The sequence below is a fragment of the Yoonia sp. 67-2 genome (genome assembly GCF_035117555.1).
Classification (GTDB): domain Bacteria; phylum Pseudomonadota; class Alphaproteobacteria; order Rhodobacterales; family Rhodobacteraceae; genus Yoonia.
On the sequence record NZ_JAYKPK010000012.1, the window covers coordinates 1 to 15,185 of the forward strand.

The window sequence follows — 15,185 nt, forward strand, 5'->3', positions numbered from 1 at the left end:
ATCTGCGCCATGGTCGCGCCGCCCGGCACCAGCGGACGGATCTCGTCAACAGCATCCAAAGCGACATCATAAGGAACGCCGGCAAAGGTCTCGCCCTTGTCGAAGGCGCTGCCGTCGCGGTTGAAGCTACGGTGATCGTCCTGCGCGAATGCGGTCTCGCGGGTCATCTTGCCGGTCAGCATCCCGCTGGCTAGGGGAACGCGCACGATGACGGCCACGCCGCGGCGCCGGGCTTCGTTCAGAAAGAGTTCGGCCGGACGCTGGCGGAACATATTGTAGATGATCTGGACAGAGGCAACGTTCGGAAATTCAATCGCCTTCAGCCCTTCTTCGACCTTCTCGACAGAGACGCCATAGCGGGCAATCTTTCCCTCATCGACAAGCGCATCCAAAGCGCGGAACACCTCAGGCCGGTAATAGACCGCTGTCGGCGGACAATGAAGCTGCAGAAGATCGAGCGTATCCATGCCCAGATGGTCGCGGCTGCGATCCACGAAGGCCGTCAGATTGTCCTTGGTATATCCTTGCGCCTCGTGCGGGTTCAACCGCCGTCCGGCCTTGGTCGCGACGAAGGGGCGCGGGCCGGACCGGGTGGCCAGCACGTCGCGGATCAGCCGCTCGGACCGCCCGTCGCCGTAAACATCGGCAGTGTCGAGAAAGGTCACCCCAGCGTCGAGAGTCGCGTTCAGCGTTGCCTTGGCGTCCGCGTCCGTCACTTCGCCCCAGGTGCCACCGATGGCCCAGGCCCCGAACCCGATGGCGGTCGTGTGAATGCCGCTCGATCCGAAGGCACGTATTGTCAATGACATAGCTCTCATCCCTGCTTTGGTATGCGACAGACCTTAGGCTGTTGGGGCGGCTCTTCCAAGTCCCCATTGTGGCGGTCGCGTCTCGCTCTTTCCTGAAACTCAAAGCCCACCTGCGACGGATCGAAGCCAGAACATGCGAGGCTCTGTTAGAAGCGCTTGGCAACATCTTTGACCCACAGCAATGCTGGAATACCTCACGGCGGCCGGGTATGTCACAGTTTAAGGCGGGGCCCTTCAAACACAATTCTGAGAGAGGTCATAAGACAAAGGTATCAGGTTTTGAGATTTCCTAGATCCCACCTGATCCAGTTTTCAATCAACCGTCAGCAAACCCGGCACAAGTCGTAGCGCCCGGTTCTGACCTGACGCTGCTTTGCAGTCCTTTACTGTTCCAACGCAGCTATTGCGCGCCCGCTTCTCGGTTCAAGAAAGGCTCAGGGCTTTCCACCTCCTCCAATCTCTTGCCATTGATCCACCAGAACCTATTGCCGACATTCCGCAGAAAGCTGCGATCATGGCTGACGAGAAGGCATGATGCATCCCGCGCAATCAGCTCGTCCTCAAGTGCCTCTTGGCCTTCGATATCAAGGTGGTTTGTCGGCTCATCAAGCAGGTAAAAGTTGGGGTTCTTGAGCCGAAGAACCAGCATCGCCAAACGTGCTTTCTGTCCACCGGACAAGGCGCCAATCTTGGTATCTTGCATCTGGATCGCCATACCCGCCCCAGCCAAGGCGGCGCGCGCGCGTTGATCGCCGATGTCGAATTGCCCCGTCACTGCTGTCATCGGCGTATCATTGTCAGAGAGTTGGCTGAGATGCTGGTCAGAATAAGCCGGAATAACCGTGGGCGCACATTTCACCGCACCACCGGACCCATCCAGCGCATCTTGTATCACCTTGACCAGCCGGGTTTTTCCGGTGCCGTTGGACCCAAGCAACACGATACGGTCACCCGGCAAGATCCATTTTTGTCCCGTCTTGTAGAGCAACTGGCCATCCGGCGTTGCAACGGAGACATCATCCAGCGTTATCAACGCCTTGGCATGGGTGCCGCTGTTTGCCAGCCTGATGTCACCTGCACTGCGGTCCTGATAGGCAGGCTTTGCGGCCTCCTCAATCCGTGCAGCCTTGTCCTTCAGTTGCTTGGTCTTTGTGATCAGCAGATCAGACCCCGAATTGATCCCGATATTCTTCAGCTTCGCAGCCTGTTTACGCAATTGCTGCGCTTTGTTCAGATCATTCGCATAACGCCGCTCGTCGGCAGCGTCTGCTTCATGAAGCGCGTCGCGGGCGGCCGTAAAGGGAAGCTGAAACACCCGTGACGTTTCGACCCGCAGAAACAGCGTCCGGTTGGTCGTGGCATCCAGAAACGCCCTGTCATGCGAGGTCATCACGACCGGCACATCGCGCGGCAAACCAGCAAGCCAGTCTTGCAGCAATCCGATACGCCTCAGGTCCAGATGGTTGGTCGGTTCATCCAACAGCAGAATATCGGGTTCGACAATCCATGCCGCGGCAAGCATCGCCGTCCGTTGCCATCCACCGCTCAGTGCATTCAATGGTTTATGCTGCATGTCATAAGGCACGCTCAGATCGTCCAACACGACATCCACCCGCCAGCTTTCATATTCTGCCTGTTCGCCGGGAAGGGCCGCCAACACCCATTCGTATAACGTTCGGGACAGGGCCTCGTCCGGTATATTCTGGTCCACAAATCCGATGCGCAAACCACGCGCGCGGACAATATCTCCGGTGGTCTGGTCAGACTTGTCAGCCAGGCATTTCAAGAGTGTCGTTTTGCCGCGTCCGTTTGCGGCGACCAGCCCGATGCGATCACCTTTGGAGATCGTCAGGCTCAGGTCTTTGAAAAGAATATCGCCAAGGGTCACGCCCAAAGCATTGATGTTCAGAATTGTCATTGGAAACTCGATCAAAAAAGGTCGCCGCAAAGCGGCATCTGGGCAGACCGAGTGAGATGTCGTGTCTCGGGTCAGCCCTGCAAACGCATTTACAGGGCGAAACGGGGACCATGCTGAAGTCGGCGGATGATACGCATGCTCAGCTTGTGCCCTCCCGTTGTGAAATTGTGATCGATAGGACCAGCTTAAGAAACATGGCCGGAAGTCGCAAGAGGCGCGCAGCACCAGCTCTTGAAGGTGATCGCTGGTACCCTTTAGCATCCGGATCAGCGACGCACAGTTTTTGCTTGCGAAATGCAGCCGATACCCCTTCCGTCAATGACGGCCTGATGGTTGCAAGTTTGTGAGACCGGGACTGTGCTGTTTTCGTTCATTACCGGCGGCATCACCAACCAAGTTTCTGCTGTCACTGCCATGTCGGGCTCCCCTTCCCGCCTTTCCCTCACCGGAGACTATGCGATGGCGATGATCGAAAAGCGTTCAAAAAAGAACCTTGTTGCGCTGACCGTGGTCGCGACTTTCGCGATCGTCTTTGCGGTGTTCTTCTTCTATCGGACGGTAAAGATGATGACGATCCCGGTCGGCATCACCCAAGTGAATGACGCTTTCGGTCTGGCCTATGCCCGGCTCATGGCGGTGGCGATGCTGGCCTATCTGATTTTCCAACGCCGCGTGACCGAAGCGGTGATGATCTCATCCGGGGTCAAGGGGTAACACCCCCATTCGCCAGCCACAGACCTCACCGCCCTGTGATCCCTTCGGTCGGCGGCACGGGCCGGGGGGACGTGACAAGCGCGGGCCTGCGCCTTTCGTAAAAGGCATTGCCGCCTGTCGTCAGGACATAATGCATATTGTTGTAATTCGCCCGATAGGTCGCCGCATGGAAAAATTGCGCATTGCCAACATAGGGATGCCGCTCGCCGCGATAGACCGCCTGCGCGGCGGCCATGGCAAGCGGCGCTGACCTGTCATCCATCTTTCTGGTCATGACACCGGGCGCGAATTGATTCTTCTGGCTGACCACGCCGCAGATCGTATCGGGATAGGCATCGGATTCCACCCGGTTCATCACCACACTGCCAACGGCGATCATCCCGTCCCGGCTTGACCTGATGGATTCGAAATACATCGCCCGCGCCAGACATTCGACTTCGCTCGGGGACCGCGAAAACAGACCGCAGGCCGTCATGCCAAGAAGACAGCAAAAGATCAAAGCGATCTTTGCACCGCCACATCCGTGGCGCGACCCGGCGGGCCTGCAAGAGTTTCGATTGACCGATATCATCGACCCCAATGTTTCCACCAAAACCCCCGGCAGGCAAGCGGCATCGCGTCCTCTTTGTCCTCATCGACCGCGCTCACCAGACCGGCAACGATTCGCCACAACAGGCACCCACAACCCTTTGGGGTAAAGCCACGCGCAGATACCAAGCATTGAGTGCGCTTTGAAGATAGCTGTAAATATCTTTTAACTTCATTAACTTACACCCTATTCCTGAACTTCTGCATCACCTCACCCCACACCCGGCCCGTCAAAAAACTGTTGCCTGACGGCAAGTTGCGTGCAAAAGATTTCATTGACGCAGAAACGCAATATTCGCGTGATCCTGCGACGAAACAAAATTGACCCAGCAAGAGGTCGTAAGGGCAGCATGATGACAGACAAGCAAACCCCGCAGGCAGAGTCCATCGCGGCGACGATTGCGGCCCATGCGACCCGCCTGTCCGAGGCGTTGAATGTGCATATGCGCAACAGCTTTCAGCCCGACAGCCGCAAGGTCCTGCGCAAATTTCAACCCGCCGAAGTGTCCGAATTGACAGGCATCAGCCTGTCCAATCTGCGGACCCGCCATCTCGAAGGTGACTTCCCAGAGGTTGAAACCGACCCACGCGGTCGCAGGCTTTATTCCGCCGAAGAAATTGACCAGATCCGCCATGTCATGGCCCGCACCGGGCGCAATGGGGCCGCCTACCTGCCCGGCAGGCGGGATGGTGATACCTTGCAGGTCATCTCCATCGTCAATTTCAAAGGTGGCTCCAGCAAGACCACCACCGCGATCCATCTGGCGCAGCGCTATGCCCTGCGCGGCTACCGCGTGCTGGCCGTGGATATGGACCCGCAGGCCAGCCTGACCACGATGTTCGGCTATCGCCCGGAAATCGAATTTTCTGAGACCGGCACGATCTATGATGCGCTGAAATATCAGGACCCGGTCCCGCTCAGCGACGTCGTGCGCAAAACCTATTTCCACAATCTCGACCTCGCGCCAGCTGGCCTGCTGCTCTCGGAATATGAAACCGAAACGGCCTATGCGCTGCAACACAAACTCGACCCGCCGTTTACCCAGCGGCTGGCCATCGCGCTGGATGAAATCGAGGCTGATTATGACATCGTCATCATCGATTGCCCGCCACAACTGGGCTTCACCACGATGACAGCCCTGCTCGCTTCGACCGGATTGCTGATCACCGTCGTCCCCAGCATGCTTGACGTGGCCTCAATGGCGCAATTCCTTGAAATGGCAGGAGAAACTGTCCAGACACTCGAAGAGGCGACAGGCCCGATCGACTGGTCCTTCCTGAAATTCCTGATCGCGCGCTACGAACCGACCGATGTGCCGCAATCCCAGATGGCGGGGTTTCTGCGCTCGATCCTGCTTGATCAGGTGCTGACCATCCCGATGCTGAAATCCACCGCCATTTCCGACGCAGGCATGACGCAGCAGACGATCTATGAACTCGACCCCGGTCAGGTGGTCAAGAAAACCCGCGACCGGATTCTGGAAAGCGTCAATGGCGTTGCCGATGAGTTTGAAAAAACCATTCAGGCCGCATGGGGCAGAAAGGCTGAATGATGGCACGCCGTAACCTGTTCCAGCCCCCTGCCCCGCCAGATGCCACCGCCCCGGCGGAACCGCGCAGCCGGTTTCCCAATACGGGTGCGATGTCGGGCATGAAATCCACGCTCAAGGACCTGTCCAGCAATGCCGTGCGCGACATCCCCGTCGATCAGATCATCGAGGGCGGGCCGCAAGACCGGCTCGCCTTCAGCGACGTCGATGTTGCAAGCCTCGCGCAAAGCATCCGCCAGCACGGCCAGCAAGTGCCGATCATGGTGCGCCCTGCCCCCGATCAGCCCGGCCTGTTCCAGATCATCTATGGCCGCCGCCGTCTGCGCGCCTTGCGCGTCCTCGGCCTGCCCGCCAAGGCCCTCGTCCGGTCACTGTCGGATTCAGAGGCTGTTCTGGCGCAAGGTCAGGAAAACGCCGAACGGCTCGACCCCAGTTTCATCGAAAAGGCGCTCTTTGCCGCCGAACTCGCCAATACCGGCTACGATCAGCCGGTGATCCTCGACGCGCTGGCCATCGACAAACCCATGCTGTCGCGCATGACCAAGGTCGCCCGCGCGATCCCCGAACCTGTGATCCAATCCATCGGCTCCGCCCATGGCATCGGTCGGCGCCGCTGGGAAGACCTCGCCGATCTGGTCCGCGATGACGGGATCGACCTGACCGCCTTGGCCGAAGCACTCAACCTGGACGAGATCGCGCAATCTGACGACCGTTTCGCCCGCCTCAGCGCTGCCGCCACGCAGCACCGGAAGGGCGCGCCAACGCAGCGGCCCCCTGCCCTGTCAGTGCTGGCCGATGACGGCACACCCTTAGCCGAGGTCACCGATACCGCCCGCGCCCTGACGCTGAAACTGTCCAAGACCCAGACACCCGAATTTGCCCGGTGGATGCATGAAAATGCGGAAACCACGCTCAAGCGCCTCTATGCGGCGTGGCAAACAGGCGACAAGACCTGATTGAGCAATCGACGCAGTTAACACTAACACAGGAGCACGAAAGCAACCCAAAAAGAAAGAGCCCCCCAAGGTCACCCAAGGAAGGCCCGATCTGTTCTTTGCACCTACAGGTTTACCAGCTTTTCCCCATCAGTCAACAACAACCGATTCGGTTGATGATGTTCTGCGGCCTTTTTCACCGGAAATTGTGAATATCGGGGGTCTTCCCGCCCGGTTGTCGTGAGAAAAACATGGCTTTCATCCCCGCCGCCGCCTCGTTCAGAGAGCGGACCGATCCAGTATTGTCCGCGGACAATACGATTCCCGACCGCCACATCGTCATCGATCTGCTGCGCCGTGCCGCGTCACTGATCGGGCTGACCCCGCCGGTGATCGCAACGCTTGACGCCATGATCTCCTGCCTGCCGCCCAAGCGAAAACACCACACGGTCTTTGCCTCGAACGCGACACTGACCTTCCGGCGCAACGGCATCACCGACCGCACGATCCGGCGGCATGTGGTGATCCTGCAGGATTCTGGCCTGCTCACCCGCCACGACAGCCCCAACCGCAAACGCTTCACCAAGTCCAACAGCCACGCCGGCACGATCCTGCGTTTCGGCTTTGATCTGTCCCCGCTTTATGACGCCCTGCCCCGGATCGCCGCGCTGGCCGCTGAAGCCACCGCCACACAGGACCAGATCGCCTATCTGCGCACCAAGATCCGCGCCACCGCCAATGACCTGCTCACCAGCAACCCACATCATCCGGATGCCACCCAGGCGCTCCGCCTGCTGCGCCGCAAACTGACGCTGGACGATTGCGAAACGCTCCTCAAAAGCCTCACAACCACCCCCTTGCCCGCCGAACAAACAGATGTCGAAACACCACAAATGTCCGCCGCAGACAGCCAGAATGTCCGCCACCATCAGAACTCAAATAAAGAACTTATTGATAAAGAACCGCAGCCGCAAAAAAAACAAACCGCCCTGTCAGTGACCGAACTGCTGGCTGCCTGCCCAGAGGCAAGCCAATATGCTTTGAATAAGGTAGAGTCTTTCGCAGACGTCATCACCCATGCCCGCACCCTCGCCCCAATGATCGGCATCGATAACCACACCTATCAGGCCGCACAGGATCATATCGGGCCTTTGGGCGCAGCCACAACAATCTGGGCCATGATGCAATTCCATGAACGGATCAAACAGGCCGGTGCCTATTTCCGTTCCATCACCATCGGCAGCAAAAGCAGCGGCTTTGATCCTGTACAACTGATCCGACAGCTCGCCGCCCAACAGCATTGTCCGCGGACAATTTGACCAGCCAGAATATTGTCCGCGGACAATCCGCCCAGGCAACGCACGGTGCCATAACCATTTTGAAAGCGATCTACAGGTAAACTGCAAAAAAGCACTTTCACAAAAGGCTCCTTGCATGTCCACTTTCATCCGCCTCACCGGCCCCGCTGCCACAACGCCAAAAGCCACCGAAACACCCGGCCTCACCATCCACATGATCCCGCTGGACTCCATCACCATGCAGGCGCTGATCCGCGACCGGAACACCGGACCCGATTACGAACTCTCAGAACTGGTCACCTCGATCAAAGAGGTCGGCCTGTCCAACCCGATCCAGGTCGTCGAACGCAGTGATGGCCGCTATGATCTCGTGCAGGGCTACCGCCGCCTGTCAGCCTACCGCACGCTTCTTGCCGAAGAAGGCGAGGCTTGGGCAACGATCCCCGCCGGATTCCTTCCCCGCGGGGAAGGTCGCGCCAAAATCTACCGCCGCATGGTCGATGAAAACATCATCCGCAAAGACCTGTCTTTCGCGGAAATGGCCAAGACCGCGCAGATCTATGCCGCCGACCCCACAACCAGCACGACAGATGTCGATTCCGCCGTCGCCGTCTTGTTTCAATCCGGAGGCTATCAACGGCGCAGCTATATCCGCAAATTCGCCCGGCTGATGACCCTTATTGGTCCGATCCTGTCATTCCCGCATGAAGTGCCGCGCAGCCTTGGCCTGGCCCTCTACAAGGAAATCAAAAAGGATGAGACTTTGGTCCGCCGCCTGCGCGCCCATCTGAAAGACTACAACAATCGCAGCGTTATCGAGGAATTGACGATCCTGCGATCCTTTGCCGATGGCACAGGCCCGGACCCCGAAGGCCTGAAACCCGCGCATAACAAGCCTCTCAAGCACAGCCAGCGCACCACCTTCAGCCTCGGCCAGATCCGCTGCATCGCAGGGCAGGGCGGTCTGACAGTCAAAATGAACCTTGATTTCACCGCCATCGACCGCGCCAAGCTCACCCAAGGCATCAAAAGTCTGCTGGCCGCACTTGACTGAAACCTTCCCCGCGGGGAAGGTTTTGGCAAGATCATCCCACCGATCTTGACGCACCCCGTTCCAGCGCTTATCTATCTAGCCAGATAGCTAGCCAATCAGGACCCGTGCAATGTGGACGCTTCAGGACGCCAAGAACAAATTCAGCGCCGTCGTCGATGCGGCCCTTGCCGGCACCCCGCAAGAGGTCACGCGCCGTGGTAAACCCGCCGTGATCGTCCTGTCCGCCGACGATTATCACCGCCTCCTCGCCGGGGCGGTAAAGGCACGTGAAAGCTTTGCCGAGCACCTGCTGGCCTTTCCCGGCGATGACCTGCCCCGCGCCCAGGCCAAACCGCGCGACGTCAGCTTTTGATCTATATCCTCGACACCAATGTCATTTCCGCTGTGCGCCGCCCCGACCGCGCCCCGCAGGTCGCCGCATGGCTGCGCGGCAAAGCGGAACAGGACCTTTTCCTCAGCACGATCACCCTTGGCGAAATCGCACGCGGTATCCGGCAGCAGGAAACCCGCGACCCGGCCTTCGCGCGTGACCTGCAAAACTGGCTCGACCGCACGATGCTTTTGTTCTCGGATCGCCTGCTGCCCTTCCGGGCAGAGGAGGCACGGATCTGGGGGCGTCTGTCTGCCGATATCGGCCATCCCGGCGCGGATCTGATGATCGCCGCGACGGCGCTGCACCACGGCGCTGTGGTGGTCACAGGGAACGTCAATGATTTCACGCCAACGGGTGCCATGATCGAAAACCCCTTCGCATAAATCCATCCAGCAGGGCAGGGGGCGAGGCAGCAGTCGCAATTGATCAGCAGGGTCTTTGACGCGCAGTCCACGGTTGCCGCCCGCGCGGCCGTTTGTGCGTCCCCCGATCAGGGGGCGCTCGAACTCCGCCGCAGCCCCCAGCATTTGCAACATGAACTTGCCTTGCATTCTCGATCTGGTTCAGATGAGGCGAAAAGCCTCCATATTCCCATCATAAAAAGATATAATATGAGGAGAATATCTGATCTATTCCCCTCATGGATATTTGGCAAACACCGGCGTGGCCCAACTTTCGACATGATGCGGCAGCAACCGAAGGCCCGCTCGCGGATTTTTCTGCGCGTCTTGGCTCCATCAAAGGGTTGCAAATGGCTCTGACCGCGGACGAGCGGCGCGAAACATTTCTGCGCGCAGTGACAAACGAAGCTGTCGCCAGCTTCGCAATCGAGGGGGCGGCCCTTCGTTCCGAGGATATCGAAGCATCCGTCGTGGCGTCTCTGGCCCATCGGGGTGCTGAACCGCGACGACGCACTGACGCGATTGCAACCCTGATGCTGGAAGCAAGAGAAGGGCAGGGGGCTTTATCCGAGGATCGTCTGTTTCACTGGCACCGACTTTTGTTTCACGGTGTCGACTTGGAAGATAAAGGGCGGTGGCGCAGCTTCCCGATCATGATCGTGCGTGGTGCGCGTGTCGGCAAGGAAGATGTTCTTTACGCGGCGCCGCCGCAGGACCGTGTGGCTGACATGATGCAAGAGTTTTTGACCAACCTGCAATCTGACACTCGCCCGCTGCCGGTTCGTGCAGCTTTGGCCCACCTTTGGTTCGAGTCGATTCATCCATTCAGTGATGGAAATGGACGGATTGGCCGCGCACTTGTCGAATACATCTTTGCGCAAGATGCTGCCTTACCGTTCTCTTTGTCGCGGCAGATCGAAGCTGATAAACAAGGCTATTACCGCGCACTTCAGGCCGGGCGAAAGGTGGCTGGCGATCATATTGATGCCACACTATTCGTCTTGTGGTTCCTTGAGCGCCTGACGGCTGGGATTATTGAGGCCGAGGCCGAGGCCCGCTTCCTGGTCATGCGTAACGCGTATTTTATGCGCTTTCCCAAACTCCCACAGCGGGGCGAGAAGGTCTTGCGCCGCCTGTTTGCACAAGGACATCGGCGTATATCCGAGGGCATCAGCGCGGGCCCGTATTCAAAGATAGCGGGCGTATCACTTGCGACAGCCACACGTGACTTAGCTGAATTGGAGGCGCTTGGCGCAGTTTTCAGAGGAACTGAAGGCGGAAGATCAACGCGATATCTTTTGAGTGTTTCATAGAAACTGGGTCTCGACAAAGGCGTGTTTCGACCTTTCTGCCCTGGACAGATAAGTTGCACCTGTCCGGACCAAAAGCACAGATCACAACCCCGCCGCCTTGGTCAGGTTCACCCGGAACCTGTCGCGCCTGCGCTGATAACGACGGGTCATCTCAGCGCTGGCATGGCCGAGCTGTTTCTGAACATAGCGTTCATCCACCTCGGCACTGCTGGCGAGGCCCGCGCGCAAAGAATGGCCGGAAAAGAGCTTCACCCGCTCCGCATCGGGCAGGTCGGGCCGCAGCCCCGCCTTCAGCACGCAGGCCTTGATCAGCCGGGCGATGTGTTTGTCGTTCAACCGCGTCTCCTGCGCACGTTTGCCATCGCGCGTGACGCCGGTGAAGATCGGGCCGAAGTCGATCTTTGCGAAATGCAGCCATTGTTCCAGCGCATGCACCGGGCAGGTCTGTTCGGACGATCCGCGTCCGATTTCCACCTCGCGCCAGCCGGTCTTGCCGCGCAGGGTGATCAGCACGCCACCGTCCAGCAGATCAACCCAGCCGCCACTGTCCAGCGTATCGTCCTTGTGCCGGTCAAGGCTGACGATCTCTGACCGCCGTAACCCCCCCGCAAAGCCGATCAACAGGATCGCACGATCCCGCAAACCGCGTAGGTCATGCGGCAGGGTGGTCACCATCGCGCGGATATCCTCTGCCATGATCGCCTCTTTCTGCACTGGCGGTCGGGCATGTTTGCGCCGGATCCCGGCCAGCACGGTCGCGATGTGGCGATCCTTGCGGTCCAGCGCAAAGCCACGCTGCTGATAGCCCCAGCCCAGCCCCGACAGGCGCCGCGCGATGGAGGCTGCGGACAGGGTCGCGGCCAGATCGGCGATATAGAGGCCAACGAGTTCCGGCGACGGGGGCAGGGGGTCCGCGCCCCGCATCCGGCACCAGCGAGTGAAATGTTCCCAGTCCTTTGTATAGGCTGTGAGCGTATTATCGGATGTTGCAGCCCTTGCATAATCCCGCGCGGTATCGACCAGCCGGTCAAGCGTGCCGGACCCCGCCACATGCGCGGGCAGGGCGATAGTGTCGGGCATGTCTTGATCTGGGGCGTGCTTCAAGATATCCTCCTTTTTCATACGCATAATACAAGAGGGCGATCATGGCACGGGTCAAGGTCAATCTGACGCTGGACGCCAATGTCGCGGAAACCGCGCGCGCGTTGGGTCTGAATATGTCCCGCTTGGCCGAGGCGGCGATTATCGACGCGTCTAAGGCGGAAAGAAACCGCCGCTGGCGGGAAGAAAACAGCAAGGCGATTGCCGCCTATGAGGAAGAGATCGCGCAGGATGGCCTCGCATTGTCGCAGTTCAGAAGCTTCTAGGCACCGATCCGGATGGCCCAGTTCGATCTGTACCGTCTTGCCTCTGGGCAGCTTGTCGTGGACCTGCAGACCGATCTGATCGGCATCGATGCCTCGCGCATCGTGGCCCCGCTGCGCGACGCCGGGCGCTATGTTGCCTTCCCCGGCCTGACGCCACGGGTCGAGGTAGAGGGGGCCATCTGGATCGTCCGGGTGCAGGAGCTCGCGGCAGTGCCGGGGGCAGAGCTGCGACAGCCCGTAGGATCGCTGGCAGAGCACCGCGACGCGCTGAAGCGTGCTTTGGACATCCTGATTGATGGAATTTAACGGCATGTCTGGCTGAGAACCCATGCGATTTGCGGTTAATCTGTAGCATCTCGCAATATGTCCGATAATGCAAGATTATTGGACATACTTATGAAATACAAGCTGAGGCGGTTTGTACGTAATCTACTGGCGTAAAGCGCTGCGTCGGGTTAGGCTTTGCCTATGAATTTTGCCCCTGCGCCCCACATCAGCGAGTTTGACAGCCTGCCACGGATGCCACCCTGGGTCACATCTGGTCGCGGTGAATCCCTGGAAAATATGGCGTTTGTGGCAGGTGCCGCGCTGAGCCATCTGCACCTTATCCTGTCAAATGACGCGGTCCCTAAGCCGTTGCTTTGCAATCGTCTCGCCCTGCGCGCGGCAGAGGCTTGTGTGGCCTTTTCGGGTCGTCCCGAACGCTCCGCAGAACTGCGCGATGCGGTGCATCTGCTGCGCCCCGGCGATTTGCCTGGACCTGCGGGGGACACCTGTCTTGCGTGGCAGCGCGCTGTAGAGCGACCGCCGTCAGTTAAAGCGCTGCACCGGGCCACGCAGGGAGTCGCGGCGGATCAGATCGCGTATTGGCTGGATGCGGGGCAGAGCGCGCCGGTGACCCGCGCCGCGCTGGTGCTGGAGGTCATTCTGACGGACCTGCCGCGTGGCGAAGTGCCTGCCCTGATTTTGGCGGATGCGGCCTTGGCGCAGGCGCTCGGGTGGGATCATCTGGTGCCGTTATTGGCGGCGGGTCTTAGGCGGGCTGACTTGCGCAAGCGCGGCGATGATTTGCGTCTGGCCTGTTATCGTGCGGTGACGGCTTCAGCGATTGAAGCTGTGCGAACGGCCAGCGATCTGGCGCGGCGGGCGGCGCATTTGCGGGCTGTTGCGCCAAAACTGCGCGCAAAAGGGGCGGGTGACGCGGTGGCGATGTTTCTGACGCAGGATGCTGTCGCGCCAGCGGCTTTGCCCTTGCCGGATCGCGCGGCGCGGCGGTTGTGTGACCGGCTCGTCGCACTGGGGGCTGTGCGTGAATTGACCGGGCGGGATACGTTCCGGCTGTACGGAGTGTAAGGGTGGCAGATCTGGACCGTGAATTGGCCGACCTGCCGCCAGCATTGCGCTGGCGCGAATGGATGCGGCGGATCGAAGCGGTGCTGTTCGCCAGCGCCTCGCCGGTGCCGCGTGAAGACTTGGCGCGCGTGGTGGGGCAGGGGGTGTCTGTAGATTTGCTGATTGCGGATCTGTCCGCTGATCTGGAGGGGCGGGCGTTTGAGATCGCCGCGGTCGCGGGGGGCTGGATGTTCCGGACGCGGGGTGCCTATGCACCTGCGATCCGCGCGGCAGCGGATGTGGGAAATCAGGGGCTGGACCTGAGCGCATTCGATACCGCAGTGCTGGCGGCCATTGCCTATCACCAGCCGATCACGCGCGACGGGCTGAAGGAGATTTTCGGCAAGGAGATCAGCCGCGACCTGATCGGGCGGTTGCATGCGTGGGGGCTGATCGGGACCGGGCCAAGGTCGCCCCAGCGCGGGGCGCCTTATACGTTTGTGACGACGGAGAGGTTTCTGGTGGTGTTTGGGCTGGAGAGTTTGCAGGATTTGCCGGACAGCGAGCAGTTGGCGGATGCGGGCATGGTTTTATTGCCGGATCGTGGTGACCGCTGATCGCGCTGCGCTGCCCCCCAGCGCTGCAGCGGCGGTGGCTTTTCAACGTTTTGCTGAGACGTGTCGTGCAGCGGCAAGGTTCGCTTGCCCGACCGCTTGCGCCATGGTCGCGCCTCTGGCCAGCCCGGCAACCATCGCGCCGATAAAGCAATCGCCGGCGCCATGTGTGCTAATCAGGTCCACCTGATGGCCGGATTCCGAATAGGTAAGGTCGGTGCCACAAACCGCGACCCCGTCGCCGCCTGCGGTGACGACCGCGATTGCAAATTTTTGAGCCAGCATCCGGGCTGCGTTTTCTGCGGCGCTGAGTGAGTTCACATCGACACCGCAGAGCGCCTGCGCTTCACCGGCGTTGACGACCAAAATGTCGATCAGACCGGCAAAGCCGTCAGAGATATCGCGTGCGGGCGCGGCATTCAGCACAACACTGATCCCGCGGGCGCGTGCAACCCGAGCGGCGGCAATGTTCATGGTCTCGGGGATTTCACTTTGCAGGACAAGATGGCTGGCGTTCAGCCACAGCGGATCATCATCCAGTGCGCCCGGATCGATTGCCAGATTGGCACCCGACACGATCACCGCGCCATAATCGCCGCTGGCATCCATGATGGCAACGCTCATCCCTGATCCGGTGTCAGGCAAAGTGGCGACATAGCTGTCGTCAACACCGGCCTTGCGCAGGCCGTCGCGCAGGAACAGCCCGAAATCGTCGTTGCCGACGGCGGATACCATCCGGCACGGCATGCCTGTTGCCGCGATAGCCGCCGCCTGGTTGCCGCCTTTACCGCCGAACACCGGCCGCCATGCGGAGCCAGTCACCGTTTCACCCGCTGCAGGGCGATGTGGGGCGGAGACAACGATATCGTAATGCAGGCTGCCGACAACGACACAATGTGCTTGGGTCATGGTATTCCTT

The 15,185-nt window shown here is 59.8% G+C and carries 17 protein-coding genes and 1 pseudogene; 12 read left to right on the forward strand and 6 right to left on the reverse strand.

The window, feature by feature from the left end:
• Positions 1 to 809: aldo/keto reductase (locus VOY09_RS16405; RefSeq protein WP_323811295.1), on the reverse strand; the 809-nt coding region annotated here is incomplete at its 3' end.
• A 400-nt stretch (positions 810 to 1,209) separates the two neighbouring features.
• Complete coding sequence (locus VOY09_RS16410; protein WP_322895547.1) at positions 1,210 to 2,727, reverse strand: ABC-F family ATP-binding cassette domain-containing protein; 1,518 nt, start codon at positions 2,725 to 2,727, stop codon at positions 1,210 to 1,212.
• Between the two features lie 357 nt (positions 2,728 to 3,084).
• Between VOY09_RS16410 and VOY09_RS16415 the strand changes: the two genes are divergently transcribed.
• Positions 3,085 to 3,441 carry a hypothetical protein gene (locus VOY09_RS16415; protein ID WP_322895546.1) on the forward strand — a complete coding sequence of 119 codons (357 nt, stop codon included), beginning with the start codon at positions 3,085 to 3,087 and terminating at the stop codon, positions 3,439 to 3,441.
• 25 nt (positions 3,442 to 3,466) lie between these two features.
• Here VOY09_RS16415 and VOY09_RS16420 read toward each other — a convergent pair whose 3' ends face one another.
• Positions 3,467 to 3,916 (reverse strand): cell wall hydrolase, encoded by a 450-nt coding sequence (locus tag VOY09_RS16420; RefSeq protein ID WP_322895545.1) that lies wholly within the window; start codon positions 3,914 to 3,916, stop codon positions 3,467 to 3,469.
• 466 nt (positions 3,917 to 4,382) lie between these two features.
• Here VOY09_RS16420 and repA point away from each other — a divergent pair, with 466 nt between their 5' ends.
• The 6 genes from repA (at position 4,383) to VOY09_RS16450 (ending at position 9,622) form a co-directional block, all read left to right on the forward strand.
• Positions 4,383 to 5,582, forward strand: coding sequence for a plasmid partitioning protein RepA (repA, locus tag VOY09_RS16425; RefSeq protein WP_322895544.1), 1,200 nt, complete (start codon positions 4,383 to 4,385; stop codon positions 5,580 to 5,582).
• Positions 5,582 to 6,535, forward strand: coding sequence for a plasmid partitioning protein RepB (gene repB, locus VOY09_RS16430; protein WP_322895543.1), 954 nt, complete (start codon positions 5,582 to 5,584; stop codon positions 6,533 to 6,535). The genes repA and repB overlap by 1 nt, the downstream gene beginning before the upstream one ends.
• 230 nt (positions 6,536 to 6,765) lie before the next feature.
• The gene (gene repC / locus VOY09_RS16435) at positions 6,766 to 7,833 is read left to right on the forward strand and encodes a plasmid replication protein RepC (protein ID WP_322895542.1); all 1,068 of its coding nucleotides are present in this window, start codon (positions 6,766 to 6,768) and stop codon (positions 7,831 to 7,833) included.
• Positions 7,834 to 7,948: 115 nt separating this feature from the next.
• Entirely contained in the window at positions 7,949 to 8,866 is a 918-nt protein-coding gene (locus VOY09_RS16440) for a ParB/RepB/Spo0J family partition protein (RefSeq protein WP_322895541.1), read from the forward strand.
• Between the two features lie 109 nt (positions 8,867 to 8,975).
• Positions 8,976 to 9,218 carry a type II toxin-antitoxin system Phd/YefM family antitoxin gene (locus VOY09_RS16445; protein ID WP_322895540.1) on the forward strand — a complete coding sequence of 81 codons (243 nt, stop codon included), beginning with the start codon at positions 8,976 to 8,978 and terminating at the stop codon, positions 9,216 to 9,218.
• Positions 9,215 to 9,622, forward strand: coding sequence for a type II toxin-antitoxin system VapC family toxin (locus VOY09_RS16450; protein ID WP_322895539.1), 408 nt, complete (start codon positions 9,215 to 9,217; stop codon positions 9,620 to 9,622). Before VOY09_RS16445 ends, VOY09_RS16450 begins: the two co-directional genes overlap by 4 nt.
• Before the next feature lie 45 nt (positions 9,623 to 9,667).
• Here VOY09_RS16450 and VOY09_RS16455 read toward each other — a convergent pair.
• Positions 9,668 to 9,787: pseudogene (locus VOY09_RS16455) on the reverse strand (recombinase family protein); the annotation flags it as partial.
• A 92-nt stretch (positions 9,788 to 9,879) separates the two neighbouring features.
• Here VOY09_RS16455 and VOY09_RS16460 point away from each other — a divergent pair.
• Positions 9,880 to 10,953 carry a Fic family protein gene (locus VOY09_RS16460; RefSeq protein ID WP_322895538.1) on the forward strand — a complete coding sequence of 358 codons (1,074 nt, stop codon included), beginning with the start codon at positions 9,880 to 9,882 and terminating at the stop codon, positions 10,951 to 10,953.
• 81 nt (positions 10,954 to 11,034) lie between these two features.
• Here the strand turns inward: VOY09_RS16460 and VOY09_RS16465 are convergent, their stop codons facing one another.
• The gene (locus VOY09_RS16465; RefSeq protein ID WP_322895624.1) at positions 11,035 to 12,033 is read right to left on the reverse strand and encodes a tyrosine-type recombinase/integrase; all 999 of its coding nucleotides are present in this window, start codon (positions 12,031 to 12,033) and stop codon (positions 11,035 to 11,037) included.
• A gap of 65 nt (positions 12,034 to 12,098) precedes the next feature.
• Between VOY09_RS16465 and VOY09_RS16470 the strand changes: the two genes are divergently transcribed.
• The 4 genes from VOY09_RS16470 to scpB all read left to right on the forward strand — a co-directional run bounded on the left by VOY09_RS16470 (position 12,099) and on the right by scpB (position 14,269).
• The gene (locus VOY09_RS16470) at positions 12,099 to 12,320 is read left to right on the forward strand and encodes a type II toxin-antitoxin system CcdA family antitoxin (protein WP_322895537.1); all 222 of its coding nucleotides are present in this window, start codon (positions 12,099 to 12,101) and stop codon (positions 12,318 to 12,320) included.
• A 12-nt stretch (positions 12,321 to 12,332) separates the two neighbouring features.
• Positions 12,333 to 12,626: a CcdB family protein gene (locus VOY09_RS16475; protein ID WP_322895536.1), complete on the forward strand. Its 294-nt coding sequence runs from the start codon at positions 12,333 to 12,335 to the stop codon at positions 12,624 to 12,626.
• A gap of 162 nt (positions 12,627 to 12,788) precedes the next feature.
• Positions 12,789 to 13,673, forward strand: a complete 885-nt coding sequence (locus VOY09_RS16480) for a DUF1403 family protein (RefSeq protein WP_322895535.1) — start codon at positions 12,789 to 12,791, stop codon at positions 13,671 to 13,673.
• A gap of 62 nt (positions 13,674 to 13,735) precedes the next feature.
• Positions 13,736 to 14,269: an SMC-Scp complex subunit ScpB gene (scpB, locus tag VOY09_RS16485; protein WP_322895622.1), complete on the forward strand. Its 534-nt coding sequence runs from the start codon at positions 13,736 to 13,738 to the stop codon at positions 14,267 to 14,269.
• A gap of 42 nt (positions 14,270 to 14,311) precedes the next feature.
• On the opposite strand, the gene VOY09_RS16490 is transcribed toward scpB, so the two are convergent.
• Positions 14,312 to 15,175 (reverse strand): ribokinase, encoded by an 864-nt coding sequence (locus tag VOY09_RS16490; RefSeq protein WP_322895534.1) that lies wholly within the window; start codon positions 15,173 to 15,175, stop codon positions 14,312 to 14,314.
• Between the last annotated feature and the right edge of the window lie 10 nt (positions 15,176 to 15,185).

Coding starts and splice junctions, on each gene's coding strand:
- VOY09_RS16410 (WP_322895547.1), bottom strand. CDS start 2,727: ATGACAATTCTGAACATCAATGCTTTGGGCGTGACCCTTGGCGATATT.
- VOY09_RS16420 (WP_322895545.1), bottom strand. CDS start 3,916: ATGACGGCCTGCGGTCTGTTTTCGCGGTCCCCGAGCGAAGTCGAATGT.
- repA (WP_322895544.1), top strand. CDS start 4,383: ATGACAGACAAGCAAACCCCGCAGGCAGAGTCCATCGCGGCGACGATT.
- repB (WP_322895543.1), top strand. CDS start 5,582: ATGGCACGCCGTAACCTGTTCCAGCCCCCTGCCCCGCCAGATGCCACC.
- repC (WP_322895542.1), top strand. CDS start 6,766: ATGGCTTTCATCCCCGCCGCCGCCTCGTTCAGAGAGCGGACCGATCCA.
- VOY09_RS16440 (WP_322895541.1), top strand. CDS start 7,949: ATGTCCACTTTCATCCGCCTCACCGGCCCCGCTGCCACAACGCCAAAA.
- VOY09_RS16445 (WP_322895540.1), top strand. CDS start 8,976: ATGTGGACGCTTCAGGACGCCAAGAACAAATTCAGCGCCGTCGTCGAT.
- VOY09_RS16460 (WP_322895538.1), top strand. CDS start 9,880: ATGGATATTTGGCAAACACCGGCGTGGCCCAACTTTCGACATGATGCG.
- VOY09_RS16465 (WP_322895624.1), bottom strand. CDS start 12,033: ATGCCCGACACTATCGCCCTGCCCGCGCATGTGGCGGGGTCCGGCACG.
- VOY09_RS16470 (WP_322895537.1), top strand. CDS start 12,099: ATGGCACGGGTCAAGGTCAATCTGACGCTGGACGCCAATGTCGCGGAA.
- VOY09_RS16475 (WP_322895536.1), top strand. CDS start 12,333: ATGGCCCAGTTCGATCTGTACCGTCTTGCCTCTGGGCAGCTTGTCGTG.
- VOY09_RS16480 (WP_322895535.1), top strand. CDS start 12,789: ATGAATTTTGCCCCTGCGCCCCACATCAGCGAGTTTGACAGCCTGCCA.
- scpB (WP_322895622.1), top strand. CDS start 13,736: ATGCGGCGGATCGAAGCGGTGCTGTTCGCCAGCGCCTCGCCGGTGCCG.
- VOY09_RS16490 (WP_322895534.1), bottom strand. CDS start 15,175: ATGACCCAAGCACATTGTGTCGTTGTCGGCAGCCTGCATTACGATATC.